Origin of the sequence: Streptomyces sp. NPDC051567, from assembly GCF_044454165.1 — a bacterium.
Taxonomy (GTDB): Bacteria; Actinomycetota; Actinomycetes; order Streptomycetales; family Streptomycetaceae; genus Streptomyces.
Window position 1 is genome coordinate 70,411 of the sequence record NZ_JBITDK010000025.1, and the last position, 19,052, is coordinate 89,462.

11 protein-coding genes and 2 pseudogenes are annotated in these 19,052 nt (G+C 67.9%); 6 read left to right on the top strand and 7 right to left on the bottom strand.

The features are described 5' to 3' along the window. Window positions 1–168 precede the first annotated feature (168 nt). Window positions 169–606: a hypothetical protein gene (locus ACIA5F_RS24115; RefSeq protein ID WP_399356260.1), complete on the top strand. Its 438-nt coding sequence runs from the start codon at window positions 169–171 to the stop codon at window positions 604–606. An 88-nt stretch (window positions 607–694) separates the two neighbouring features. Here ACIA5F_RS24115 and ACIA5F_RS24120 read toward each other — a convergent pair whose 3' ends face one another. Further along, entirely contained in the window at window positions 695–934 is a 240-nt protein-coding gene (locus tag ACIA5F_RS24120; RefSeq protein WP_399356262.1) for a hypothetical protein, read from the bottom strand. A gap of 144 nt (window positions 935–1,078) precedes the next feature. On the opposite strand from ACIA5F_RS24120, the pseudogene ACIA5F_RS24125 reads away from it, so the two are divergent. Next, window positions 1,079–1,201: pseudogene (locus ACIA5F_RS24125) on the top strand (tyrosine-type recombinase/integrase); the annotation flags it as partial. Between the two features lie 152 nt (window positions 1,202–1,353). On the opposite strand, the gene ACIA5F_RS24130 reads toward ACIA5F_RS24125, so the two are convergent. The 5 genes and pseudogenes from ACIA5F_RS24130 to ACIA5F_RS24150 all read right to left on the bottom strand — a co-directional run bounded on the left by ACIA5F_RS24130 (window position 1,354) and on the right by ACIA5F_RS24150 (window position 5,239). Next, window positions 1,354–1,914, bottom strand: a complete 561-nt coding sequence (locus ACIA5F_RS24130) for a hypothetical protein (protein WP_399356263.1) — start codon at window positions 1,912–1,914, stop codon at window positions 1,354–1,356. 387 nt (window positions 1,915–2,301) lie between these two features. Then, window positions 2,302–2,539 (bottom strand): annotated as a pseudogene (locus ACIA5F_RS24135) (polymorphic toxin-type HINT domain-containing protein); the annotation flags it as partial. Between the two features lie 464 nt (window positions 2,540–3,003). Further along, window positions 3,004–3,378, bottom strand: coding sequence for a hypothetical protein (locus ACIA5F_RS24140; protein ID WP_399356265.1), 375 nt, complete (start codon window positions 3,376–3,378; stop codon window positions 3,004–3,006). Window positions 3,379–3,500: 122 nt separating this feature from the next. After that, complete coding sequence (locus ACIA5F_RS24145) at window positions 3,501–3,836, bottom strand: hypothetical protein (protein ID WP_399356295.1); 336 nt, start codon at window positions 3,834–3,836, stop codon at window positions 3,501–3,503. A 155-nt stretch (window positions 3,837–3,991) separates the two neighbouring features. Continuing rightward, entirely contained in the window at window positions 3,992–5,239 is a 1,248-nt protein-coding gene (locus tag ACIA5F_RS24150; RefSeq protein ID WP_399356267.1) for a helix-turn-helix domain-containing protein, read from the bottom strand. 146 nt (window positions 5,240–5,385) lie between these two features. Between ACIA5F_RS24150 and ACIA5F_RS24155 the strand changes: the two genes are divergently transcribed. The 3 genes from ACIA5F_RS24155 to ACIA5F_RS24165 are packed head-to-tail and all read left to right on the top strand — an operon-like array spanning window position 5,386 to window position 7,207. After that, the gene (locus ACIA5F_RS24155) at window positions 5,386–5,697 is read left to right on the top strand and encodes a replication initiator (RefSeq protein ID WP_399356269.1); all 312 of its coding nucleotides are present in this window, start codon (window positions 5,386–5,388) and stop codon (window positions 5,695–5,697) included. Beyond that, on the top strand, window positions 5,697–5,921 hold the full coding sequence (locus ACIA5F_RS24160; protein WP_399356271.1) for a helix-turn-helix domain-containing protein: 225 nt from the start codon (window positions 5,697–5,699) through the stop codon (window positions 5,919–5,921). The genes ACIA5F_RS24155 and ACIA5F_RS24160 overlap by 1 nt, the downstream gene beginning before the upstream one ends. Further along, entirely contained in the window at window positions 5,921–7,207 is a 1,287-nt protein-coding gene (locus tag ACIA5F_RS24165) for a tyrosine-type recombinase/integrase (protein ID WP_399356273.1), read from the top strand. Before ACIA5F_RS24160 ends, ACIA5F_RS24165 begins: the two co-directional genes overlap by 1 nt. 625 nt (window positions 7,208–7,832) lie before the next feature. Here ACIA5F_RS24165 and ACIA5F_RS24170 read toward each other — a convergent pair. Continuing rightward, window positions 7,833–15,242, bottom strand: a complete 7,410-nt coding sequence (locus ACIA5F_RS24170; RefSeq protein ID WP_399356275.1) for a polymorphic toxin type 43 domain-containing protein — start codon at window positions 15,240–15,242, stop codon at window positions 7,833–7,835. 469 nt (window positions 15,243–15,711) lie between these two features. Here ACIA5F_RS24170 and ACIA5F_RS24175 point away from each other — a divergent pair, with 469 nt between their 5' ends. Continuing rightward, window positions 15,712–19,047, top strand: a complete 3,336-nt coding sequence (locus ACIA5F_RS24175; RefSeq protein WP_399356277.1) for a DNRLRE domain-containing protein — start codon at window positions 15,712–15,714, stop codon at window positions 19,045–19,047. The last annotated feature ends 5 nt before the right edge of the window (window positions 19,048–19,052 follow it).

Here is a 19,052-nt window from a genome sequence, read left to right on the forward strand (position 1 = left end):
GCGAGTTCGGAGACCCTCGGGCAGCGACAGCCGGCAACGACCACCACCTCCCGGGCCTTGCAAGCCCTCCGGGTCGAGAACTTCATCCACACCACCCCAGGGGCATGTACATCGCTGACGACCCGAGGCGGACTGTCGGCCCGGGACCGGCTGGCCAGGGTCCAGCGGGTGAAGTCGTTCCTGGCCGAGGGGAAGACCAGCCGGGTGACGGCCGCCGAACTGATCGCCCCGCCGCTGTACGTGGCCGATCTTCTCGACCTGGAACCCGGGGACCAGGTGGTGCGGCGCGAGTGGCTGGCGGGCCGGGGCAAGACCCGGACCGTGTTCGCGGTCACCTGGTACCCGGCCCCCTTCGCTGCTCTCGTCCCCGACCTGCTGAACACCGCCCCCGGCCGCAACCACGGGCTGTCGGCACGGGTCCTCGAAGCCACCGGCCGCACGATCACCCCGCCCACGACGCCAGCATCCTGGGACTCACCGTCGGCTCCCCGATCCTGGCCGGCGCCCACCGCTGGTCCGATGCGGAAGGGGTCATCGAGTACGGGGAACGGCGCCTGCCGCCCAGGTCTACCATCGGGTACGAGTACCAGCCCTGAGAGTGTGTGAATGTGGGGTGTCTCCCAAAGATTAAGTCTTCGGGAGACACCCCACATTCACACGTTTACCTCAGTCGGCGTTGCAGCCATTTCCTCTTCTAGCCGAGGATGGACAGTTCTTTGCCGTTAGAATTCCAGATGCGAGACATGCCTCCCTGTGGCTCGCTAACCACGAGGCCGTTAGGTGAGTGGTCGATTCCACCAAGAAGGCTCCCCTCTCCTCCATCGGGCCATTCAACTATGAGGTAGTCGCCTCGATTTACGGTGTACTCGACCCCTGATGGTTCGAGTTGCACCGTTATCGAAGTTTCCTGTCCAGCCGAGAGGATGAATCTCATGTTCCCCATTCTGCCAGTTATCTAGATAGTAATCCATCAAGTCTGCCCGTGGTCCCGCACTCGGGTTGACTGAACCGCCAGGCGCTCGTGCTGCGTCTACTGCCCGGTAGCCGTCTCGAACGATTTCTACATCCTCGGCCACACATCCTCGACCGGGCATGGCTGCGCCGCATTCCCTTCCACGACCTACGGCACTCGACCGCCACCCTGCTCCTAGAGCAGGGAGTCGACCTCGACGTCATCAAAGAACTACTCGATCATGCCCACCACGCCGGGCGTCCGCTGATGTTGTCGTCGTGAAGCCCTGAACCCCCTCACCCGTGCTCTGGGAAGGGGGTTCAGTGTTTTCTCTGAGTCGCAGACGTGTTGATAGATGCAGCTGTTCGCTGAGCGTTAGCACATCAGCGTGTGGGAACCACCTACGGCAGCTTCTCACAGGCATCGAGCCAACGGGAAATAGCCTTACGAAGGCCGGGGTCGAGGACGTGCGGGGCTATCACGCCTAAGACGTGAACGATGTTCTTGACCATGCGCAGCTCGGCTATTTCATCGATGGGTCGAGAGGGCCAACTCTCCGCAGCCTCCACGATCTCCTCGTACGGTTTCCCGATCAGTCGAAGGGTATTCGCAGCCACCTTATCCGGGTGCAATACTTCCTGAACGTCACTGCCGGGGTGACGGCCATACTCGGATACCAGGAACGCAAGTCGCATGTAACCCTTCCAAGGAGGTATTACCTGCAGCTCTATCGCTTCCTTCGTTGCTTGCGCAGCCAGCAACGAATATTCACGTTGCGTTGGGGTCAGCGGCGCACTGCTGCGCACCCGAGCCAGGGAAACCTCCATGAGCGTATCCCACCAGTAGAAACGATCATCCGGATTGGCTGGCTGATGGGTAAAAAGCCAGCCTCTTCGCACTTCCTCCCCCATTGCTGCCAGATGGAGGATTTCCTCATCGCTAGGGCCCAACAAGTTCCACACTCCCGGGAGAAGAATCGATCCCAGCCTGCCTGAATTTCTCGATTCCAAGGTTAATTCTGCATTTGCAGGGGAGATAGTGACCGCTTTGATTCGAAATTCGGAGCCCGAAGAACATTCCACCTGCACCGGCTACGTCAGCCTCACCTGCTGCAAGTACCGGAGCCCCTCTGGCCATGATGCTGTGTTTGATCGCATCATCGGTTGCGGACACCACGTGAAGTGCTTCGTTCGTGTCGACGACCCATTTCACTACACCCGAGTTGAGTGCACCTTCCCAGCCGGCCTGTCCCGGACTGACCGGACGCACCCCTCGCACTTCTGCCACATCCAGCTCATCGGCAAGGTTGTATCGTCCCTCCACGTCGTTCTCGAAGGGGGCACTATTGTCGCCGCAGTTGTGGACGAGGACAGCTGCCGCTGCTGCCAGCACATAGTACGTGTGGGTGTTGGAGACGGTCAGGTTGTGGGCCGTGGCGCCCTGGGTGGTGCGGCGTTCGACCGCGGTGATCTGGACGTGGGTGCCGGTGCTGGTCTGGAGCCACTGGCCGGGGTGGAGGTCGGTCGCGTCGATCCACTGGTTGAGTTCGGGGACCCAGAAGGGGTGGCCGTCGGTCGCGGTGACCTCGATCTCCTCGGCAACACCCTCTGTGACCCCGCCCGAACCGCCACCCGGCCCGCTGACGGCGCCGGGCCGCTATCTCGTGCAGCACCCGTCCGCTGGCGTTGCCGTCAGTAGACTGCTGTCAGGAACTCCTAGAGGCCCCGCCAGAATCGAATCCGGCGGGGCCTCTAGGAGTTGCTTTTAGTTGTGAGTGTCTACCACAGGCCGAGGTTATTCATACACGAGGCCAGCCGAGAAGATCATCGCTATTGTGGACCACGTCGGCGAGTCTGGGGCACCCTCTCCAGTGTGGTAACGGAGAAAGGCATCCATCCCGTCTAGCCATGCAGAAGAAGCCTCGATGAAGGAAGACGTCTGAGGATTCTCGACCGGAATTATTTCAAGGCGACATTTCTCTGCCAACTCGGCCAAGTAGTTCACCAGATCTTCTTGGGATGCTACGGCCAACGCCGCGTCAATTGGGCTGGTCATGGCGCCCAGACCTCCCCTGTTCCCCGGATCTTGATCGATGTGCCGGCAGCTCCTGGGTCAAACTTCCATGCCTCAGCTGCGGCTTCCTCTGGTGTTGCCATTACGTATGGGACCTCAGTCAGTTCGGCTTTTTGGAAAGTTACAAGCCTGCGGTTATCCAGAGTGAAGAGATTTCCATCCCGCTCCACCAGTCGAATCGGGGGGAAGTTTGTGGGGTCGATCTCACCTGATTGGATGCCTGTCACGGTGTCTTCGATCGTATTTCCGTTCTTGAATCGCGCCGAAACGCCCTTCTGGGAGAACTGAACGGTCTTCGGATCAACTGTTCCGCCGCAGTTGTGCGCCAGTACTGGTGTTATACCCGCCAGCACATAGTACGTGTGCTGGCAGCCCCTCCTCTAGCTGCCTTTATGCAGGTGGGGAGGGGTTTTGGAGTCCGCCGGAGTCCGTGGTTGTGCGCCTGAATCCGTGGTTGTTGCCGTCGCTACTGCCGTCAGGAGTGGGGGCTCTCGGGCGGGGCGGGGAGACGGTCACCGCGTGATTCGGCGACTCGGAGTGCGTCGGTCAGTGCGTCGGTCAGCCGGCAGGCGAGCCACCGGTATTCGACGGCCGACAGTTCCTTGGCTCCGGGGGCCACGACCTGGCGGGCGTACCCCAGGAGTTCCTCGCCCATGTCGAGTTGTACTTCTTCGATGCTGTCGGCCAGTGAGGAGAGGTAGCCCCTGCCGTCGGTGCTGAGGTAGCAGGGGTTCCCGTCCTGAGTGGTCCATGGCAGTAAGCGAGGGCTGGTCACGCCTGCTGCCGCGTCGTGCAACTCCCTGCGGCGCATGCGGTCCGCGTCGGTCCTGGATGTGCTCACCGTGCACCCCCACCTGGGTAGCCGAATGGAATACGGCGACCGTAGGGGCCTACTGTCCGTCACTCCATCGATGAGGCATGCCAGTTGGCGACGGAGGGTGCTGGATGTATTGCGTTGCGTGGTAGCTATCCGACGACGCCCAGGTAGGAGGCCATCTCGCGCATCTCCGTCGTGAGGGTGCGCTTGCGCTTGCCCAGGATCTCCTGCATGGTCTCGGCGGCCATGTTCTGGTGCCGCATCCACTCCGGGGCCGCCGACCGGGCGCGGGTCAGCTCATCCATGGCGGCCGACAGGTCCCCGGTGCGCGTGTGGGCGCGTGCCACGTCGAGGGTGAAGCGGTTCCCGTCGTTCGTGCTGGGCCTGCCCAAGCGCTTCCACGCCTTGGGCGACAACTCCTCTTGCTCGCCTGCCTTGCGCACCACGGCGCGCGCGTCTCCTACGACCATGGCGTCTTCGAGCGCCTTCATCGCCGCCGTGACCGGTCCGAACACGGACCAGTGCCGGGAGACGTTGCGGTGCGAGGTACCAACGGCGGCTGCCGCCACGTGGGCTGCCTTCCGGTGTTCCTTGGCCGCGTCCGGTCGGTTGTTGCGGGCGGCTGCGGCTGCGGCCTCCATGGCCAGACCGCCCCACACCGCGTAGTGGTCCGGCTCGGCCCCGGTGATCTTCGGTTCCACCGCGTCCATGCTCTGGGCGGCGATCCGTTCCGCCTCGTCCAGCCGGCCCTGCCGCACCAGCAGCCAGCACATACCGCCGACGCCCGAGCCTGCCGCGAGCATGTCCCCGGCCTGCCTGGCATCCGTGATCGCGCCGGCCAGGGCGGTGTAGGCAATGTCGTACTGCCGGACCTGGGTCAGGTAGGTACCGGCCAAACGCAGCGCCTCGGCGCGGGCCCGCAGGGCCTGCCGGTGCTCGTCTCCACTGTCGTAGTAGGCAACGGCCCTCGCTGCATCGCGCAGCAGGTCCGGCAGTTGAGCCGCGACGCTCTTGTAGCTGTCGGAGAAGTACAGGACCCGCGCGTCTCCCACCGTCCGGCTGAAGGCGCGCAGGTTCGGTTCCTCGCCCGCGGCTTCGGGGTTCTGGTCCACGAGCCCGATGGCCGGGGTGAGTACGGCGCGAAGCTGGATCAAGTTGACCCGGTTCGGCTCTTCTGTGCGGCCTACGGGTTCGGGGGCGTCGGACGCCATCAGCGCGCCGGTGTTCACGCCCAGCGCGCGGGCCAGGGCGTGAAGGGTCTCCATGCGGACCGTTCCGCCCTGCTCGACCTTGCGTACCGTGCCCGGCGAGACGGCCGCGGCGTGGGCCAGTACTTCCTGGCTCATCCCGGCCCGACGCCGGTACTTACGGACGTTGTCCGCCAGTTCCGTAGTCATGCTGACCACCTCCAGCGCCACGGTACGCCGGTCCGACGAGTCGACCGAGGGCTATCCGGGAGATACCCACCCGGGCCGGTGACCCACCACCGCGCTTGGTGTCGAGCAGGTGGCCAGCACCAGGCAGGGCCGAGGCGCCAGCGGAATTGGGGCCTGAGCGGGAGGGGTCCCTCGTCGGTCGGGCAGCTTCGCCGTACCAGGGTTCTCCGGGGGCCGCCACCAAGTCCCGCTGCTACTCCGTCACCCTCGGCGCGCTGCGCGCCGCCCGCCGTGCCTGGCGCACCGACCAGACCCGCGTCCACACCGGTCTGCCCGAGTCCGACCCGACGACCACGCTCGTCATCGGTCACTGGGCATACCACGGCTCGGGCTATAGCCCCGGCGCTGCACTCCTCGCAGCCGCCATCTGGCACAGGAGAGAGCTGGAACGGCAGTTCGAGGCAGAAGGCGGCTCCTGATGACCACGCGCCAGCCCATTGAGCTCCACTACGGGCCGGGCGCGACGCAGGAACTGCTGACGGTTCCCCAGGTCATGGCTCGCCTCCAGCTCGGCCGCTCCGCGGTCTATGACCTGCTCCGCACCCGCCAGCTCACCTCGATCACTCTCGGCCGCGCCCGCCGCATCCCCTCCCACGCACTCACCGACTTCATCCATGCCCGCCTCGACCAGGAAGCCGCCTGATGACCGCGCCCCGCGAAGCCGTCCCCTCCCGCCGAGTCCGCGCCAACGGCGACGGGACCGTCTACCAGCGCAAGGACGGCCGCTGGGAAGCCGCTGGCTACGTCCTTGCCCCGGGCAATACCCGTAAGCGCGTCCGCGTCTACGGCACTACCCGCAAGGAGGCTCTGGACAAGCTCACCGAGAAGACTGCCTCCAGCAACCGCGGCGTTCCCGTTCCGTCCGCGCAGGGCAGCGTCAGCGCGGACCTGACGTACTGGCTGGAGGCGGTCGCCGTCCATCAGCTCCGCGAGAACACTCACACCCGTTACACCACCTGTGTCCACCAGCACCTCATCCCCGGCCTGGGCAAGAAGAAGCTCGCCAAGCTCACCGCCAAGGACGTCCGTACCTGGCTCAACCAGGTCCGCACCACCTGCCAGTGCTGCGCCCGCAGCATCGATGCCAGCCGTGATCAGCCCCGTTGCTGCGCCGCCGGAGCGTGCTGCTCCAAGCGGCTCTCCCCGCTGACGCTGGCGTACATCCACTCCGTCCTCAAGTCCGCCCTGGAGCACGCCGTCCGCGAGGAGGAGATCACGCGAAACGTGGCCCGCAACGTCCGCACCGGTACACCGCGTCCTCGTCGGTTCGAACCGCTCACGGCAGATGAAGCCCGCCAGTTCCTCGCTGCTGTCCGCAATGATCGCCTGTTCGCGCTGTACGAACTCGCCCTCCGCACCGGCCTCCGCAAGGGCGAACTCCTCGGCCTCCAGTGGGAAGACCTCGACCTTCATAACGGCACTGCCAGCATCCGCCGCACCCTCCAACGCACCCAGACCGGCGGGCTCACCTCCCTACCCACCAAGACCCGAGCCTCCGAACGACGCATCGCCCTCCCCAACGAGTGCATCCACTCACTCAAGGAACACCGTGAGGTACAGGAAGGAGAACGAGAGGCAGCAGCGGAGGACTGGAGGGACAACGGCCTCGTCTTCAGCACGCCGGCGGGAGGGCCGATCGATCCGGCGAACCTCAATCGCAGCTTCCGTGCCCTCCTCGATCGGGCCGGGCTCCGCCGCATCCGCTTCCACGACCTACGCCACTCGACCGCCACCCTGCTCCTGGAACAAGGCGTCGACCTCGTCGTGATCAAGGAACTCCTCGGCCACGCCCACATCGGCGTCACCGCCGGCGTCTACGCCCACGTAAGGCTTCACCTGCAACGCCGAGCCATCGACACCCTCAACAACGCTCTCAACCAGAGCGACGACGAACCCGACGACCCAACCGCCGCGGCCGTCGTCCGCTGACGTTTCCGTCAGCGTTGCCGTCAAACGGCAAGATGCCCTCCCAGAACGTCCGGGAGGGCATCCGCCATTCACTACTCAGATGCCTTCACCAGGCGTCTGGCGATATGTCGAGTTCGCTGATTTACCCATTTAGCGGTGGCCAATTCCTGAAGGAGCCCCAAATGTTCCCGCGAGGTACCCCTATCCAGCATCCAGTGGACCGCTCGCTCCGCCCAGTGACTACTTCGACTTCTGATTGCCACCGTTAGCACATCTTCGATGGGAACCAGATTCTGAACATTTTCGGGCGACAGGCCGAACCGTTCAGCAGCAGCGTCCAGCCCCGCTCGAAGTGATCTCTCGTCTTCGTCCAGGATCGTCACCCAAGACGAGGGCAATCTCCCCGCCGAGGATTCGACTGCACCTTCGAGCCTTCCCAGCGTCCACACCCCTTCCCGGTCGAACCCCAACCAAATCCCCGTTGTGCTGATCTGCACCAGCGGTAGCCATGCAACGGCTCCGGCCTGATCCGGGTAGGAGGAGACTATCCAACAGCCCTCGGGCACAGCCGAGAGCTCGACCATCAGATCACTTACTGTCACAGCGCCTGCCTCATGAGGAGGATCTGTCAGGGATGCCACTTTGCCTACCAATGCATGCTCGGGGTGTGGCTCACGGTTATCCCGTGTTGCCCCATGAAGTCCTGGAATGCCTTCCTTGCCGAGTCATTCCAGTTCATTCCATAATGCCCGGACCACTGATTGGTCTGCAATTCCCCATTCGGCCCCCGACGCAGACGACCGCCGACCATTGTCGACTTGTCGGCGCCAGCCGCGCTCCCCAGGAAATCGTGGCCACCAACACCTTGGTCAGCTCCAGTCGCGAAGCGGCCCGTGGTCGGATCGAAGATGAAGTCCCTGTCGCCCTTCGGGCTGAAGTTCTTCACTGCGCCGACAGATTTCACGCGGTCGCTCACCTCAAGAACACCCTTGGCCGGACCGCTTCCGCCAATGAGGCAATTGGAATTGTGAACCAGGACCGGAGTCTTGCCCGCCAGCACATAGTACGTGTGGGTGTTGGAGACGGTCAGGTTGTGGACCGTGGCGCCCTGGGTGGTGCGGCGTTCGACCGCGGTGATCTGGACGTGGGTGCCGGTGCTGGTCTGGAGCCACTGGCCGGGGTGGAGGTCGGTCGCGTCGATCCACTGGTTGAGTTCGGGGACCCAGAAGGGGTGGCCGTCGGTCGCGGTGACCTCGGCGGTGTTTGGGCCGTTCTCGCCGTCGGTGTCGATGGTGACGTCGACCAGGTGCTTGAGGCCCTCGCCGGTGATCGTGGCGGTGACCGTCTCCACCCGGGTCTCATCCGTCTTGGGGTCGGTGGCCTTGACCTTGTCCCCGGGCTCGACCTCCTCGATCGGCTTGGTGGAGCCGTCGGCCATGAGGACGAGGGTTCCGGTGGTGAAGCTGTTGTTGATGGGGCAGGACGCGCCGCTGGAGCTGGCCTTCGGACTGCTCTTGGAGCTGGCCTTCGAGAGGAGCTTGCTGGCTCCCTTTCCGATGGCCTTGCCCGCTGCGCCGAGAACTGGGCCGGCGGCGGCGCCCGCTGCGCCCCAGAGGGCGCCTGTTCCCATGTCCTTGAGCACGCCCATGGTGCTGTGGTCGGCGTTGGGGTCCATGAAGTTGGCGACTGCTGCCCCTGCTGCGCCCGCGATCGCGCCGCAGCCCACCGCCAAAGCGAATCCGACGCCACCCGTAGCGAGTCCAGCTCCGGCGGCGGCCCCTAGACAGGTGGCTCCGACGGCGACTTCAACGGCGAACGAGACGATCGCCACCTTGTGCGTCTTCCAGATCTCCTTGCCGCTCTTGACGATCTTCTTGGCACCGCACATCCAGGAGCAGCTCTTCGCCTTGTTGCTGGAGCTCTTGGTACTGGAGGAGGGACCGTCCCCCTTACCGCTGTTGTTGCTGCTGTCGCTGTTGCCCGTGCTGCCAGTGCCGGGGTCGGCCGGGTAGCTGTCGTCCCGCCTTTCGGAGTGGCCGGTCCCGTCGTCGATCCAGAGCCCCGTCGGGTCGGAGTAGGTGATCGGGTTGCCGTTGGCGTAGGTGTACCCGTTCATCTGGAGCGGGTCGGTGATGTCGATGATCGGGTCGACGGAGATGAAGCGGCCCGTGGAGGGTTCGTACTCGCGGGCGCCGATGTGGGTGAGGGCGGTGGTGTTGTCGTCGTTGCCGGTGCCCAGGAAGGTGCGGCTGCCGGGCCAGTTGGTGGGGTGGGCGCCGCGGGGGTTGCCGTACGGGTCGGACTTGCGGCGGGTGACGGGCTGGCCGGGCCGCTGGTCGACCGTGGTGGTGGCGGTGTTGTGGTGGTCGGTGAGGAGGACCGTGAGGCTGTGGCCGGTGGCCTTGCCGTAGGTGCGGCGGACGGTGGTGGGGGCGCCGGGGCCGCTGTAGTAGCGGACGGCGTCGATGGCCTGGCCGGCCTTGTTCACGGTGATCTCGGCTTCGCCGAGGTAGAGGGTGCGGGCGCTGCCGGTCTCCTCGACGAGGCGGCTGCCCGAGGAGTCGTAGACGTAGGTGGTGGTGTCGCTGAAGGTCCACTGCTGCGGGGGACCGGTCGCGCAGGGGAGGAGCTGGAGGTCGGTGCCGTCCGCGTCGGTGGCGCCGGGGACGGCGACACAGGTGTTGGTGGCCGGGTGGTGCAGGGAGGTGTCGCCCGTCCGGTGGACGAACTTCTGCTGCTCGCCGCCGTCGCAGGTGGACAGGACCGCCTTGCCCCCGGCCGCGGTGAGGCACTTGTCCAGCGCGCGGACCGTCTCACCGGTCAGGCGCCACTGCTGGGCCTTGGTCTCGTTGCAGGGCCACAGCTGGACGGCGGTGCCGTCCGCGCTCGACCCCTCGGAGACGTCGAGGCACTTGCCGGACAGGCCGGTGACGGCGACCGCGCCGATGCCGGGGCTGGTGGCGGAGGTCAGCTTGTTGCGCCGGTCCCAGTTCAGGGTCTGGGTGTCGCCGCCGATGGTCCGGCGGGTGGTGTTGCCGGCGCCGTCGTAGGCGTACGTCGACCGGGAGGTGACGGTCGAGCCGGGCTTGCGGGTGGTCGCCTCCGCCCTGACCAGGGCGTGGGGCTGGGTGGTGACCGGGGCCTGGGTGCCGTTGCCCGTGACCGTGACACCGTAGGAGTACGTGGTCTCGTCGTTCAGCGAGGCGTCGGTGAGGTCGTGGTCGACGAGCTTGGTGCGGTTGCCGATGGAGTCGAAGGAGTACGACTTCCAGTAGCCGTCGCCGTCGGGCCCGGCGGTGACATCGGCCAGGGTGGGGCCGGTGCAGGACGGGGTCTTGCCGGTCCACGCCTGGCCGAGCCGGCCCATCGGGTCGTACGCGTAGCACTGGCGGTCGACGCGGTTGCCGGGCTGGGTGTCCGTGACCGAGGTGATGTTGCCCGCGTCGTCGTAGGCGTACGAGACGTCGCTGATGCGGTGGAGGTCCTTCTCCTCGCGGTCGCTGAGGGACTGCGAGACCCGGCCGGTGTACGGGTCGTGGAGGTTGGTGGTCCAGACCCGGTTGGGGGCGGTGCCCGACGCGGTGCGCAGGACCTCGCCGAAGGGGCTGTAGGTGGTGTCGGCGGTGTACCAGGTCAGACCGGACAGGGTCTGGGGCATGCCGTCGGCGTTGTGACGGGTGATCAGTTTCTCGGCGGCGAGACCACCGGGGGTGGCCGGGAGGGTCGTCGACTGGACCTTGCCCGTGGGCGTGTAGGTGGTGGCGTAGGCGTAGGTGCCGGCCAGACCCTTGGTCGCGGGCACGTCCGGGACCGTGATCTTCGAGCCGGTGGGCCGGTACTCGGTGTCGTAGCCGGTGACCTCGCTGCGGTACGCCGCGCCGCCGGTGTGGCTGGTGGAGGCGACGGGCAGGCCCTTGGCGCCGGGCAGGGAGTCGAACGTCCAGGACGCGACCACGGGGCCGTCCGCGGCGTTCTCCCGGACCTCGGTCTTGCGGCCGAGGACGTCGTACGCCGTGTGCTGGGTGCGCCCGGCCGAGTCCGTCGCGGTGACCTGCCGGTCCAGCGCGTCGTACCCGAAGGAGGCGCTGCCCATGTCGGGGTCGGTGGAGGAGGTCATCCGGCCCCGGCCGTCGTAGCCGTACGTCCAGTGGTTGCCGGCCGCGTCGGTGACCTTCGTCAGCTTGTTACGGACGTCGTACGCGTAGGTGGTGTTGTTCCAGGTGGTCAGGTCGGTCGCGGTGGCGTGCTGGACGAGCATGGTGCGGCCGAGGGGGTCGGTCCAGGTCTTCGCGGCGCGGCTGCCCTTGAGGGGGGCCGAGCCGTCGGCGGACATGGCCGAACGGGTCAGCGTCCAGTCGCCCCCGTACTCGGTGACGGCCGACTTCTGGGGGACGTCCGCGTGGAAGGTGGTGGCGCGGACGGTACGGCCGAGACCGTCGTAGGCGGCCTTCGTCGAGTTGGGGACGCGGAAGACGGACTCCGGGACGAAGATCTTGTCGCCCGGTGTCCCCTCCGCGTAGTAGCCGTTGTCGGTCTGCCGGACGGTCCCGTTCGCGCCGTGGAACGAGTCGGTGATCAGCCGGCCGCCGCCGAGGGCCTCGCCCTGGGTCTGGCGCGGGCGCAGCAGGCCGTCGTAGATCGCGACCGACCGGGTGTAGGTGCCGTCGTCCTGCAGGGTGGCGCTGGTGACGGCGGGGGCCTCGTGCTCCGAGATCCGGTAGGTGAAGGTGTGGGCGGCCTTGTCGGTGCCCGGCTTCTGCGAGGGCGTCCACACGGCGGTGGTCCGGCCCAGGGCGTCGTGGGCCGTGGTGACCTTGCGGCCGTTGGCGTCGGTGCTCTCCAGGGGCACCCCGCGGCCGGGGTCGTTCCTGGTCGTCGTCGCGTGACCCAGGGCGTTGGTGCCGGTCACCGCGAAGGCGGGGCCGGTGGCCGGGGCGTAGGCGGTGGAGACGGCGTTGCCGGCCGCGTCCCACACCTTGACCGGGCGGCCGAGGAGGTCGTACTCGGTGCGGGCGGTCGTGACCCAGCCCGTGCCGGCGGCGTCGTTGGTGTCGACCTGGCGGACGAGCCCCTTGACGGGGGCGGCGCCGAAGGCGTCCGGCGCGTCGTAGGAGGTGCGGGAGTCGGAGACCGGCGGGGCCGTGGCTGCCTGGGCACACTCGCCCGACGTGGTGCGGATGCGCTGGGGCAGACCGATCAGGTGGTTGCCGGTGTGGTGGACGTAGGTGGTGGTGGCGCAGGTCCGGTCCGTGGTCCGCACGCCCCCGGTGCCGTCGGGGCCGACGGCCTCGGACTGGACGGTCTGGGTGAGGCCGTAGGTGGGCTCGTACGTGGTGTGCGTGCGCAGGGTCCGGGTGGCCCCGCCGCTGATCACCTCGATCCTGTCCGTGCGCGAGGTGCCCGAGCGGTGGGCGTCGAGCGCGGTGGTGCCCTCGCGCGGGCGGGAGGCCGTCTTCTGGCTCCAGGGCCAGGTCAGGGAGCGGTGCAGGACGGGGCCGTCGGCCTTGGTGTACGTGATGCTCTCGGCCGCGATGCCCTGGTACTGGAGGAGGTCCTCGCCGAGGGTCTCGGCGCCGGTGGAGTCCTTGACGGTGATCTGGGGGCGGCCCGCGTCGCCGGACATGCCGCGGAAGTAGCGGGTGCGGGTCTGGGACTGCTCGGTGGCTTCGGGCGTGCCCGCGCCGGCGGTGACGCCCTTCTTCACCACGACGGAGGCGTAGCCGCGCCACTGGCTGTAGGTGCGCAGTTCGGGCTTGGAGAACTCGTCGGTCTCCTTGGCCCAGGCGGCGTCGCCCTCGTAGGTGTACGAGGTGGTGACATCGGGCTGGCGGGCGACGCGGTCCTTCTCGACGACCTTCTCGACGACGTACTTGTTGAACCACTCCAGCGGGGGCTTCTCCAGCTCACCGTCGGGTGACCAGTGGACCGGGTAGCAGCGGGTGGTGTTCTCCTCCGGCTTGGGGTGGACCGTGCCCACCGCGCAGGGGGCGGAGTAGCCGACCTGGGTCTCGCCGCCGGTCTCGGTGCGGACGGTCTCCACGCGCAGGCGGTCGAAGTCGGGGGTGGCGTCGGTGGTGCTCCGGGCGACGCGGTTGGGCATGTCCCGGACGTTGGCGAGGAAGGAGACCGGGGGCAGCGAGGTGCCCTGCTGGTTGCCGTTCTCGTCCTTGGTGGTGCCGTAGCCGGTGCGGGTGATGGACTCCAGCCACAGCGGCGGGTGGGTGTCGGTGCGCTGCTTGGGGAAGGACTGGGTGAGGTTCCAGCGGTCCACGAGGGAGAGGGCGGTGGAGCCCTCGGTGCGCTGGCCGTAGGTGGTGACGGCGGTCAGCCGCTTACGGCTCCAGAAGGTGGGCGAGCCGGTGTAGCAGTCCTTGGCGCCCGTCTTGCAGTGCAGGGTGGACGGGGTGTCCCACCAGGGCTGTTTGTCCTCGTAGTTCTTCGACTCGAACTCGGTGTCCGAGCAGTCGGTGGAGCCTTCCCGGACGCACCGCTCGGCGACGGTGAACTCGACCTTGCCGGCCGGGGCGCCGGAGAGGTCGCCCGCGCGCAGGCCGTAGCTGATCTGCGTCGGGTAGCCGGCCCGCGCGTAGGGGACCGCCTGCTTGAACTTGGCGTTCTTCGCGTAGCGGTTGGTCTCCTTGGCCCAGTCGACGACCATGGCGTTGCCGTGGACGTCCTCGACGTAGTCGAGGTTCCAGCGCCAGCCCTGCTCGCAGGAGGAGTCGGCGTAGGCGCTCTTGTAGCAGGGCTCGCCGGGGTGGTTGCCGAAGACGGGGACGGTGAGGACCGAGTGGGTCACGGCGCGGCTGCCCGCGCCGTCCACGTCGTGGCGGCCGAAGACGTAGCGGGTGCCGTCGCGGGTGGTGACGGCCCAGTACTCGCCGTCCTTCGCGCCGTTGCCGAGGGAGGCGTCCGTGAGCCGCTCGACCCGGGAGCCGTCGTCGGAGGCGGGGACCCACCGGCCGGTGGCGGTGTCGTGGACGAGCTCGGTGGTGGAGCCGCCGAGCGACATCACCACGTTGTCACCCGCCCAGCACAGGTCGCCCTTCTTCTTGTCCGTGGCGTTGTCGTTGTTCGGCTTGCCCGGGGCGGCCTTGCGGTCGTCGGCGCAGGAGCGGTAGCGGCGCTCGATGTAGCCCGGCTCGTAGCTCCAGCCGTCACCGATCCAGGACGCCTGGCCGTTGGCGACGGAGGTCTTGCCGTCGACCGCCTGCGAGGAGTACGAGAACGCGACCTTCGGGGCCGGTCCGGCGGGCGGCGCGGGCAGGGTCAGCGGGTAGCTCCAGGAGAACCCGCCGCCGCTGCCGCCCGCCGTCCACGAACCGGACGGGGAGAGGGAGGTGGCCTTGTACGTGCCGCCCGTGCCCGAGGCGCCGTCGGAGGCGGCCAGGACCATGGGCCCGCCCCCGCCGACGGCCATGGTGCGCAGGCTCTGGCCAGGGGCGGTGGCCGGGTCGACGGTGGCGCGGACGGTGCCGGTGGCCGGGTCGTTGGTGCTCGGGACGTCCTTGGAGACGGTGCACTCGGGCAGGTCCGGGGTGGTCAGGAAGCAGGCCGGGAGCTGCTTGAGCGCCAGGCGCGTCGACCACTCGGTGCCGTAGAGGTCCTTGAACTGCCGGTAGTCGAGCTGGACGTCGACCGGAGTGGAGCCCTGTACGGGTGGTGTCACCTTGATGATCGCGCCGTCGATGTCGGCGGCCTCGGTCGAGGTGCGGTTCTCGACCGCCACCGACCAGGTGCCCGACGGTGCGGGCGGCGCCGGATCGGTCGCGGTGGGCGATGCCTTGCCGATGCTGACCGGGAGCGAACCGGCCCGTACCAACTGGTCACCGCTGAGCGCCACTTCGGCCGAACCGCCGGCCGGTGGTGTCACCTTCGACGGCTCGTATCCGGCCGGCGGCAGGGCGGGCGCGCCCGCCCAGCCCTCCAGCTTCGCCGCCGCGACCTTGTCCAGCTTGGCCCTGATGTCCTGCTGGAGACCCGGCAGCTGGATGCCGTCACGGTCGCCCGGCGGCGCGGCCCACGCCTGCACGGGAAGAAGAGAGGCGACCAGCATCACGGAAACCGTGATGCCGGTACGCCCGGCGAGGCGCGTGCGCAGCGCACGTGCCTTTCTGTTTTTTGGCAGGCGGAAATAGCCCGCCGACAACGGCGACATGTGGACCCCCCCACGATCTGCCGTCACGGCGATAGGCGCGTGAACGGCAGGAGACTGATGAAATAGCCAGCCGATTGTGCGGCCGTTTGCCGGAGAAAATCTACTGCCTTGCGGCGGGTGTGGCCTTTGTCACTCCAAGGGTCGCGTGTGCGTGGATAATTGGGATAAAGCTGGTGTAAACGGCTGGTAATGGCGGCGTTGAAAGGGGTGACGTCGTCGGAGGGATGGCCCATGCTCGGTTCGCGCGCCCTGTGTGCGGAAGGTGGGTGGGGAGCTGACCTTTCACGCTTTTCGGGGCGCGGGCCGAAAATCATTTGCGAATACCGAAGGGCTGCGGAAGTGTGCGCCCGAGGGGGGAAGCGGAATCATGTCTGTCAGCGAGTCCGTGGACGAGAGTCCGCCAGCTGTCGCCGAGGAGAAGAGAGCCGGCGTTCCGGCCCGGCGGTGGTTCCGGCGCCGCCGGGCCGTGGGCGCTCTGGCCGCCCTGCTGGCCGTGGCCGTCGCCGTGCCGGTCGGGGTGAACCTGGCCGGGAGCGACGCGCCGCGGGCCCGGCCGGCCGAGCAGGCCGGGGCGCCCGTCACCGCCACCGAGGCGCGCCGCCTGGCCGCGGAGAGCGGTGAGGAGGTCGAGGTCACGGCCGACCGGGGGGCGAACACCACCACCTGGGCGCAGCCCGGCGGGGCGTTCAGGATGCGGGTCCACAGCGCCGCGTTCCGCGCCGAGGCGGGCGGGGAGTGGAAGCCGGTCGACACCGGCCTGGAACGGGTGGAGGGCGGTTACGCGCCCAAGGCCGTCAACAGCCCTGTCCTGTTCAGCGCCGGGTCCCCGCCCCGAAGCGGAACCGAAGCACCCCAGGCCGGAACCGACGCACCCCAGGCCGGGCCCGCGTCCCAGGCTGCTGCCGGGGAGCGCGCCTCGCGCGGGGCGAGCGGCGCGACCAGGGCCTCCCTGACCACGGCCAAGGCCGCGTCCACGGTCCAGGCCGCCACGCCCACGACCGTGCCCGGCGAGACGTGGACCGAGCTGGCCCGGCTGAAGGTCGACGGCCACGAGGTGGTCGTCACCTGGCCCGGAGCACTGCCCGCGCCGGTCGTCGACGGCCCCCGGGCACTGTACGAGGGCGTCCGGCCCGGCATCGACCTGCTGATGACCGCGCAGGACGGCGGCTACTCGCACCTGCTCATCGTCAAGGACCGGCAGGCCGCCCAGGACCCCCTGCTGAGCCGTCTCACCTACCGGCTCGCCTCACCCGGCCTGGCCTTCCGGCTCGACGAACCCTCCGGGGCGGTCGGCGCCTTCGACAGCGCGGGCAAGGAGATCGCGGGCGCGCCGTCGCCGCTGATGTGGGACTCGGCGGGCAAGGTCGTCACCACCATCGGTGAACCGCAGCCGACGCCCGGCGAAGCCGCCAGGAACCACCCGTCCCTGGCCCTTCCGGGCATCCTCGGGGCGGAAGGCGCGCACACCGCGGTGGCCAAGGCCGCCCTCGCCGCCGACAACACGCTCACCCTCACCCCCGACCGCAGGCTCCTCGACGACACGGGCACCGTCTACCCGGTATTCGTCGACCCCTCCTTCAAGGGGCGCAAGAACAGCTGGACCCTGCTCTACAAGACCGAGGGAAGTTCCAGCTTCTACAACGGCCAGAACTACAACGCGAGCGGGACGAACGAAGCCCGGGTGGGATACGAGTCTACCTCGGGCGGAACCTCCCGGTCGGTCTTCAACTTCGATTTCGACACCAAGCTGCGCGGCGCCTCCATCCATTCTGCTCATCTGCGCGCCCTGCAGACGTATTCCTGGTCCTGCCAGGCCCGGGTCTTCGATGTCTACAGCACTCCGTACATCACCAGTTCCACCACCTGGAACAACACCAACAACGGTTCTTTCTGGGGCCGTTACACAGGAAGCGGCAATTCGGGCTCCGGGTACAACAGTTCCTGCCCGGACAACTGGACGGGCGTGGACATCTGGAACGTGGCCAACGACGCCGCGACCCACGGATGGCAGGCCATCTCCCTCGGCCTGCGCGCGCAGAACGAGTCCGACCCGTCCCTCTGGAAGAAGTTCCTCGCCAACGGCGAGAGCGCCCCGTACATCGAGATCGTGTACAACACGCCGCCGGACACGCCCACCCAGGCGTCCATGCAGATCTCCCCCGGCGGGACCTGCGTCGTCGACACCCCCTACCCGCTCCTCGGCAAGACCGACCTGCAGTTCCAGGCCCAGGGGTCCGACCGTGACGGCAACCTCAAGCAGGTGGTCTTCAGCATCTGGCAGTCCGACACCGGCGCCAACGTCTTCAACGAGCACATCTGGCCGGACAGCCACGGCGTCGCCAGGGCCCCGGTCCTGAGCTGGAACAGGTTCACCCCCGGCAAGACCTACTTCTGGTCCGCCTGGTCCACCGACTGGAACGACCAGTGGTCCGGGGGCGGGCCGGCCGGTCTGAACAAGTCGTGCGGGTTCACCGTCGACCACACCGCGCCCAGCACCCCGGCCGTCCAGTCGCAGGACTTCCCGCTCCCCGGTCCGGACGGCGCGGAGTGGAGCAGGAACCCCCTCGGCCCCGGCAAGGCCACGCTCTCCGCCAACGGCTACAACCCGGCGGACATCCGTGAGTTCGAGTGGAGCCTGAACCACCCCGTCTTCAACCACAAGGCCGTTCCCGACGCCGCGGGCAACGCCGTCATCGACATCACCCCCGACAACGCGGGCCCCAACCTGCTCTACGTCCGTACCGTCAGCAAGGCGGGCAACGTCTCCACCCCGGTCACCTATGTCTTCTACGTACGCCCCAAGGACGGGCAGGACACCCCCGGGGACGTCACCGGTGATGGCATGGCCGACATCATCGCCGTCGACGGCGCGGGCGACCTGCGGGTCTACCCCGGCGACCGCGTCGGCGACATCGACCCCTGGATGCCCGCCGCCACCGACGCCGGCCGGTCCGTGCCCCCCGGGTACTGGAAGGACCCCGTCACCGGCAAGCCCGCGCTCATCGCCCACTCCACCGACTGGTTCCCCGGCGACGGTCTCACCGACCTCCTCGCCCGGATGCCCGACGGCAGGCTCTACGTCTACCCCGGCGACGGCAACGGCCGCTTCGACATCAGCCGCCGCACCGAGATCCTGCTCCCGGCCGGCGCCCCCGACCCCGCGACCCTGACCCAGCTCGTCGCCGGGGAGGACGTCACCGGGGACGGCCAGCCCGACGCCTTCGCCCTCGCGGGCGACCGCTTCTGGGGCTTCAGCGGCTACACCGGGGCCAGTTTCACCGAAGCCCACCAGTTCGCCGTCGGCTGGACCCAGCGCGACCTCATCGGGGTCCGCGACGTCAGCGGGGACACGATCCCCGACCTCCTCTTCCGCGACAACGCCAACCCCAACCGCGGCCTGGCCCTGCGCGCGGGCCGTACCGGCGCCGACGGCCGGCTCGACCTCGCCTCCATCGGTTTCTCCTCCAACGAGGCGGGCAAGCGGGACCTCGCCTACGCCACCACCGGCTGGGAGCGGGCCACCGTCCCGCTGCTGCGCGGCACACCCGACGTCAACAACGACGGCATCCCCGACCTCTACTTCATCAGGACCGACGGCACCCTCCACCTCTTCTACGGGGGCAACAACGGCGGCGCCCCCGTCCTGGGCAACGGCTGGCGCGTCGACGAGGAGGGCTGGAACGCCTTCCCCGCCATCGGCTGACCCGC

Bases quoted from the DNA above. Each gene is read 5' to 3' on its own strand.
- ACIA5F_RS24120 (WP_399356262.1), bottom strand. From the start codon at position 934: ATGAGATTCATCCTCTCGGCTGGACAGGAAACTTCGATAACGGTGCAA.
- ACIA5F_RS24145 (WP_399356295.1), bottom strand. From the start codon at position 3,836: ATGCGCCGCAGGGAGTTGCACGACGCGGCAGCAGGCGTGACCAGCCCT.
- ACIA5F_RS24150 (WP_399356267.1), bottom strand. From the start codon at position 5,239: ATGACTACGGAACTGGCGGACAACGTCCGTAAGTACCGGCGTCGGGCC.
- ACIA5F_RS24160 (WP_399356271.1), top strand. From the start codon at position 5,697: ATGACCACGCGCCAGCCCATTGAGCTCCACTACGGGCCGGGCGCGACG.
- ACIA5F_RS24165 (WP_399356273.1), top strand. From the start codon at position 5,921: ATGACCGCGCCCCGCGAAGCCGTCCCCTCCCGCCGAGTCCGCGCCAAC.
- ACIA5F_RS24170 (WP_399356275.1), bottom strand. From the start codon at position 15,242: ATGCTGGTCGCCTCTCTTCTTCCCGTGCAGGCGTGGGCCGCGCCGCCG.
- ACIA5F_RS24175 (WP_399356277.1), top strand. From the start codon at position 15,712: ATGTCTGTCAGCGAGTCCGTGGACGAGAGTCCGCCAGCTGTCGCCGAG.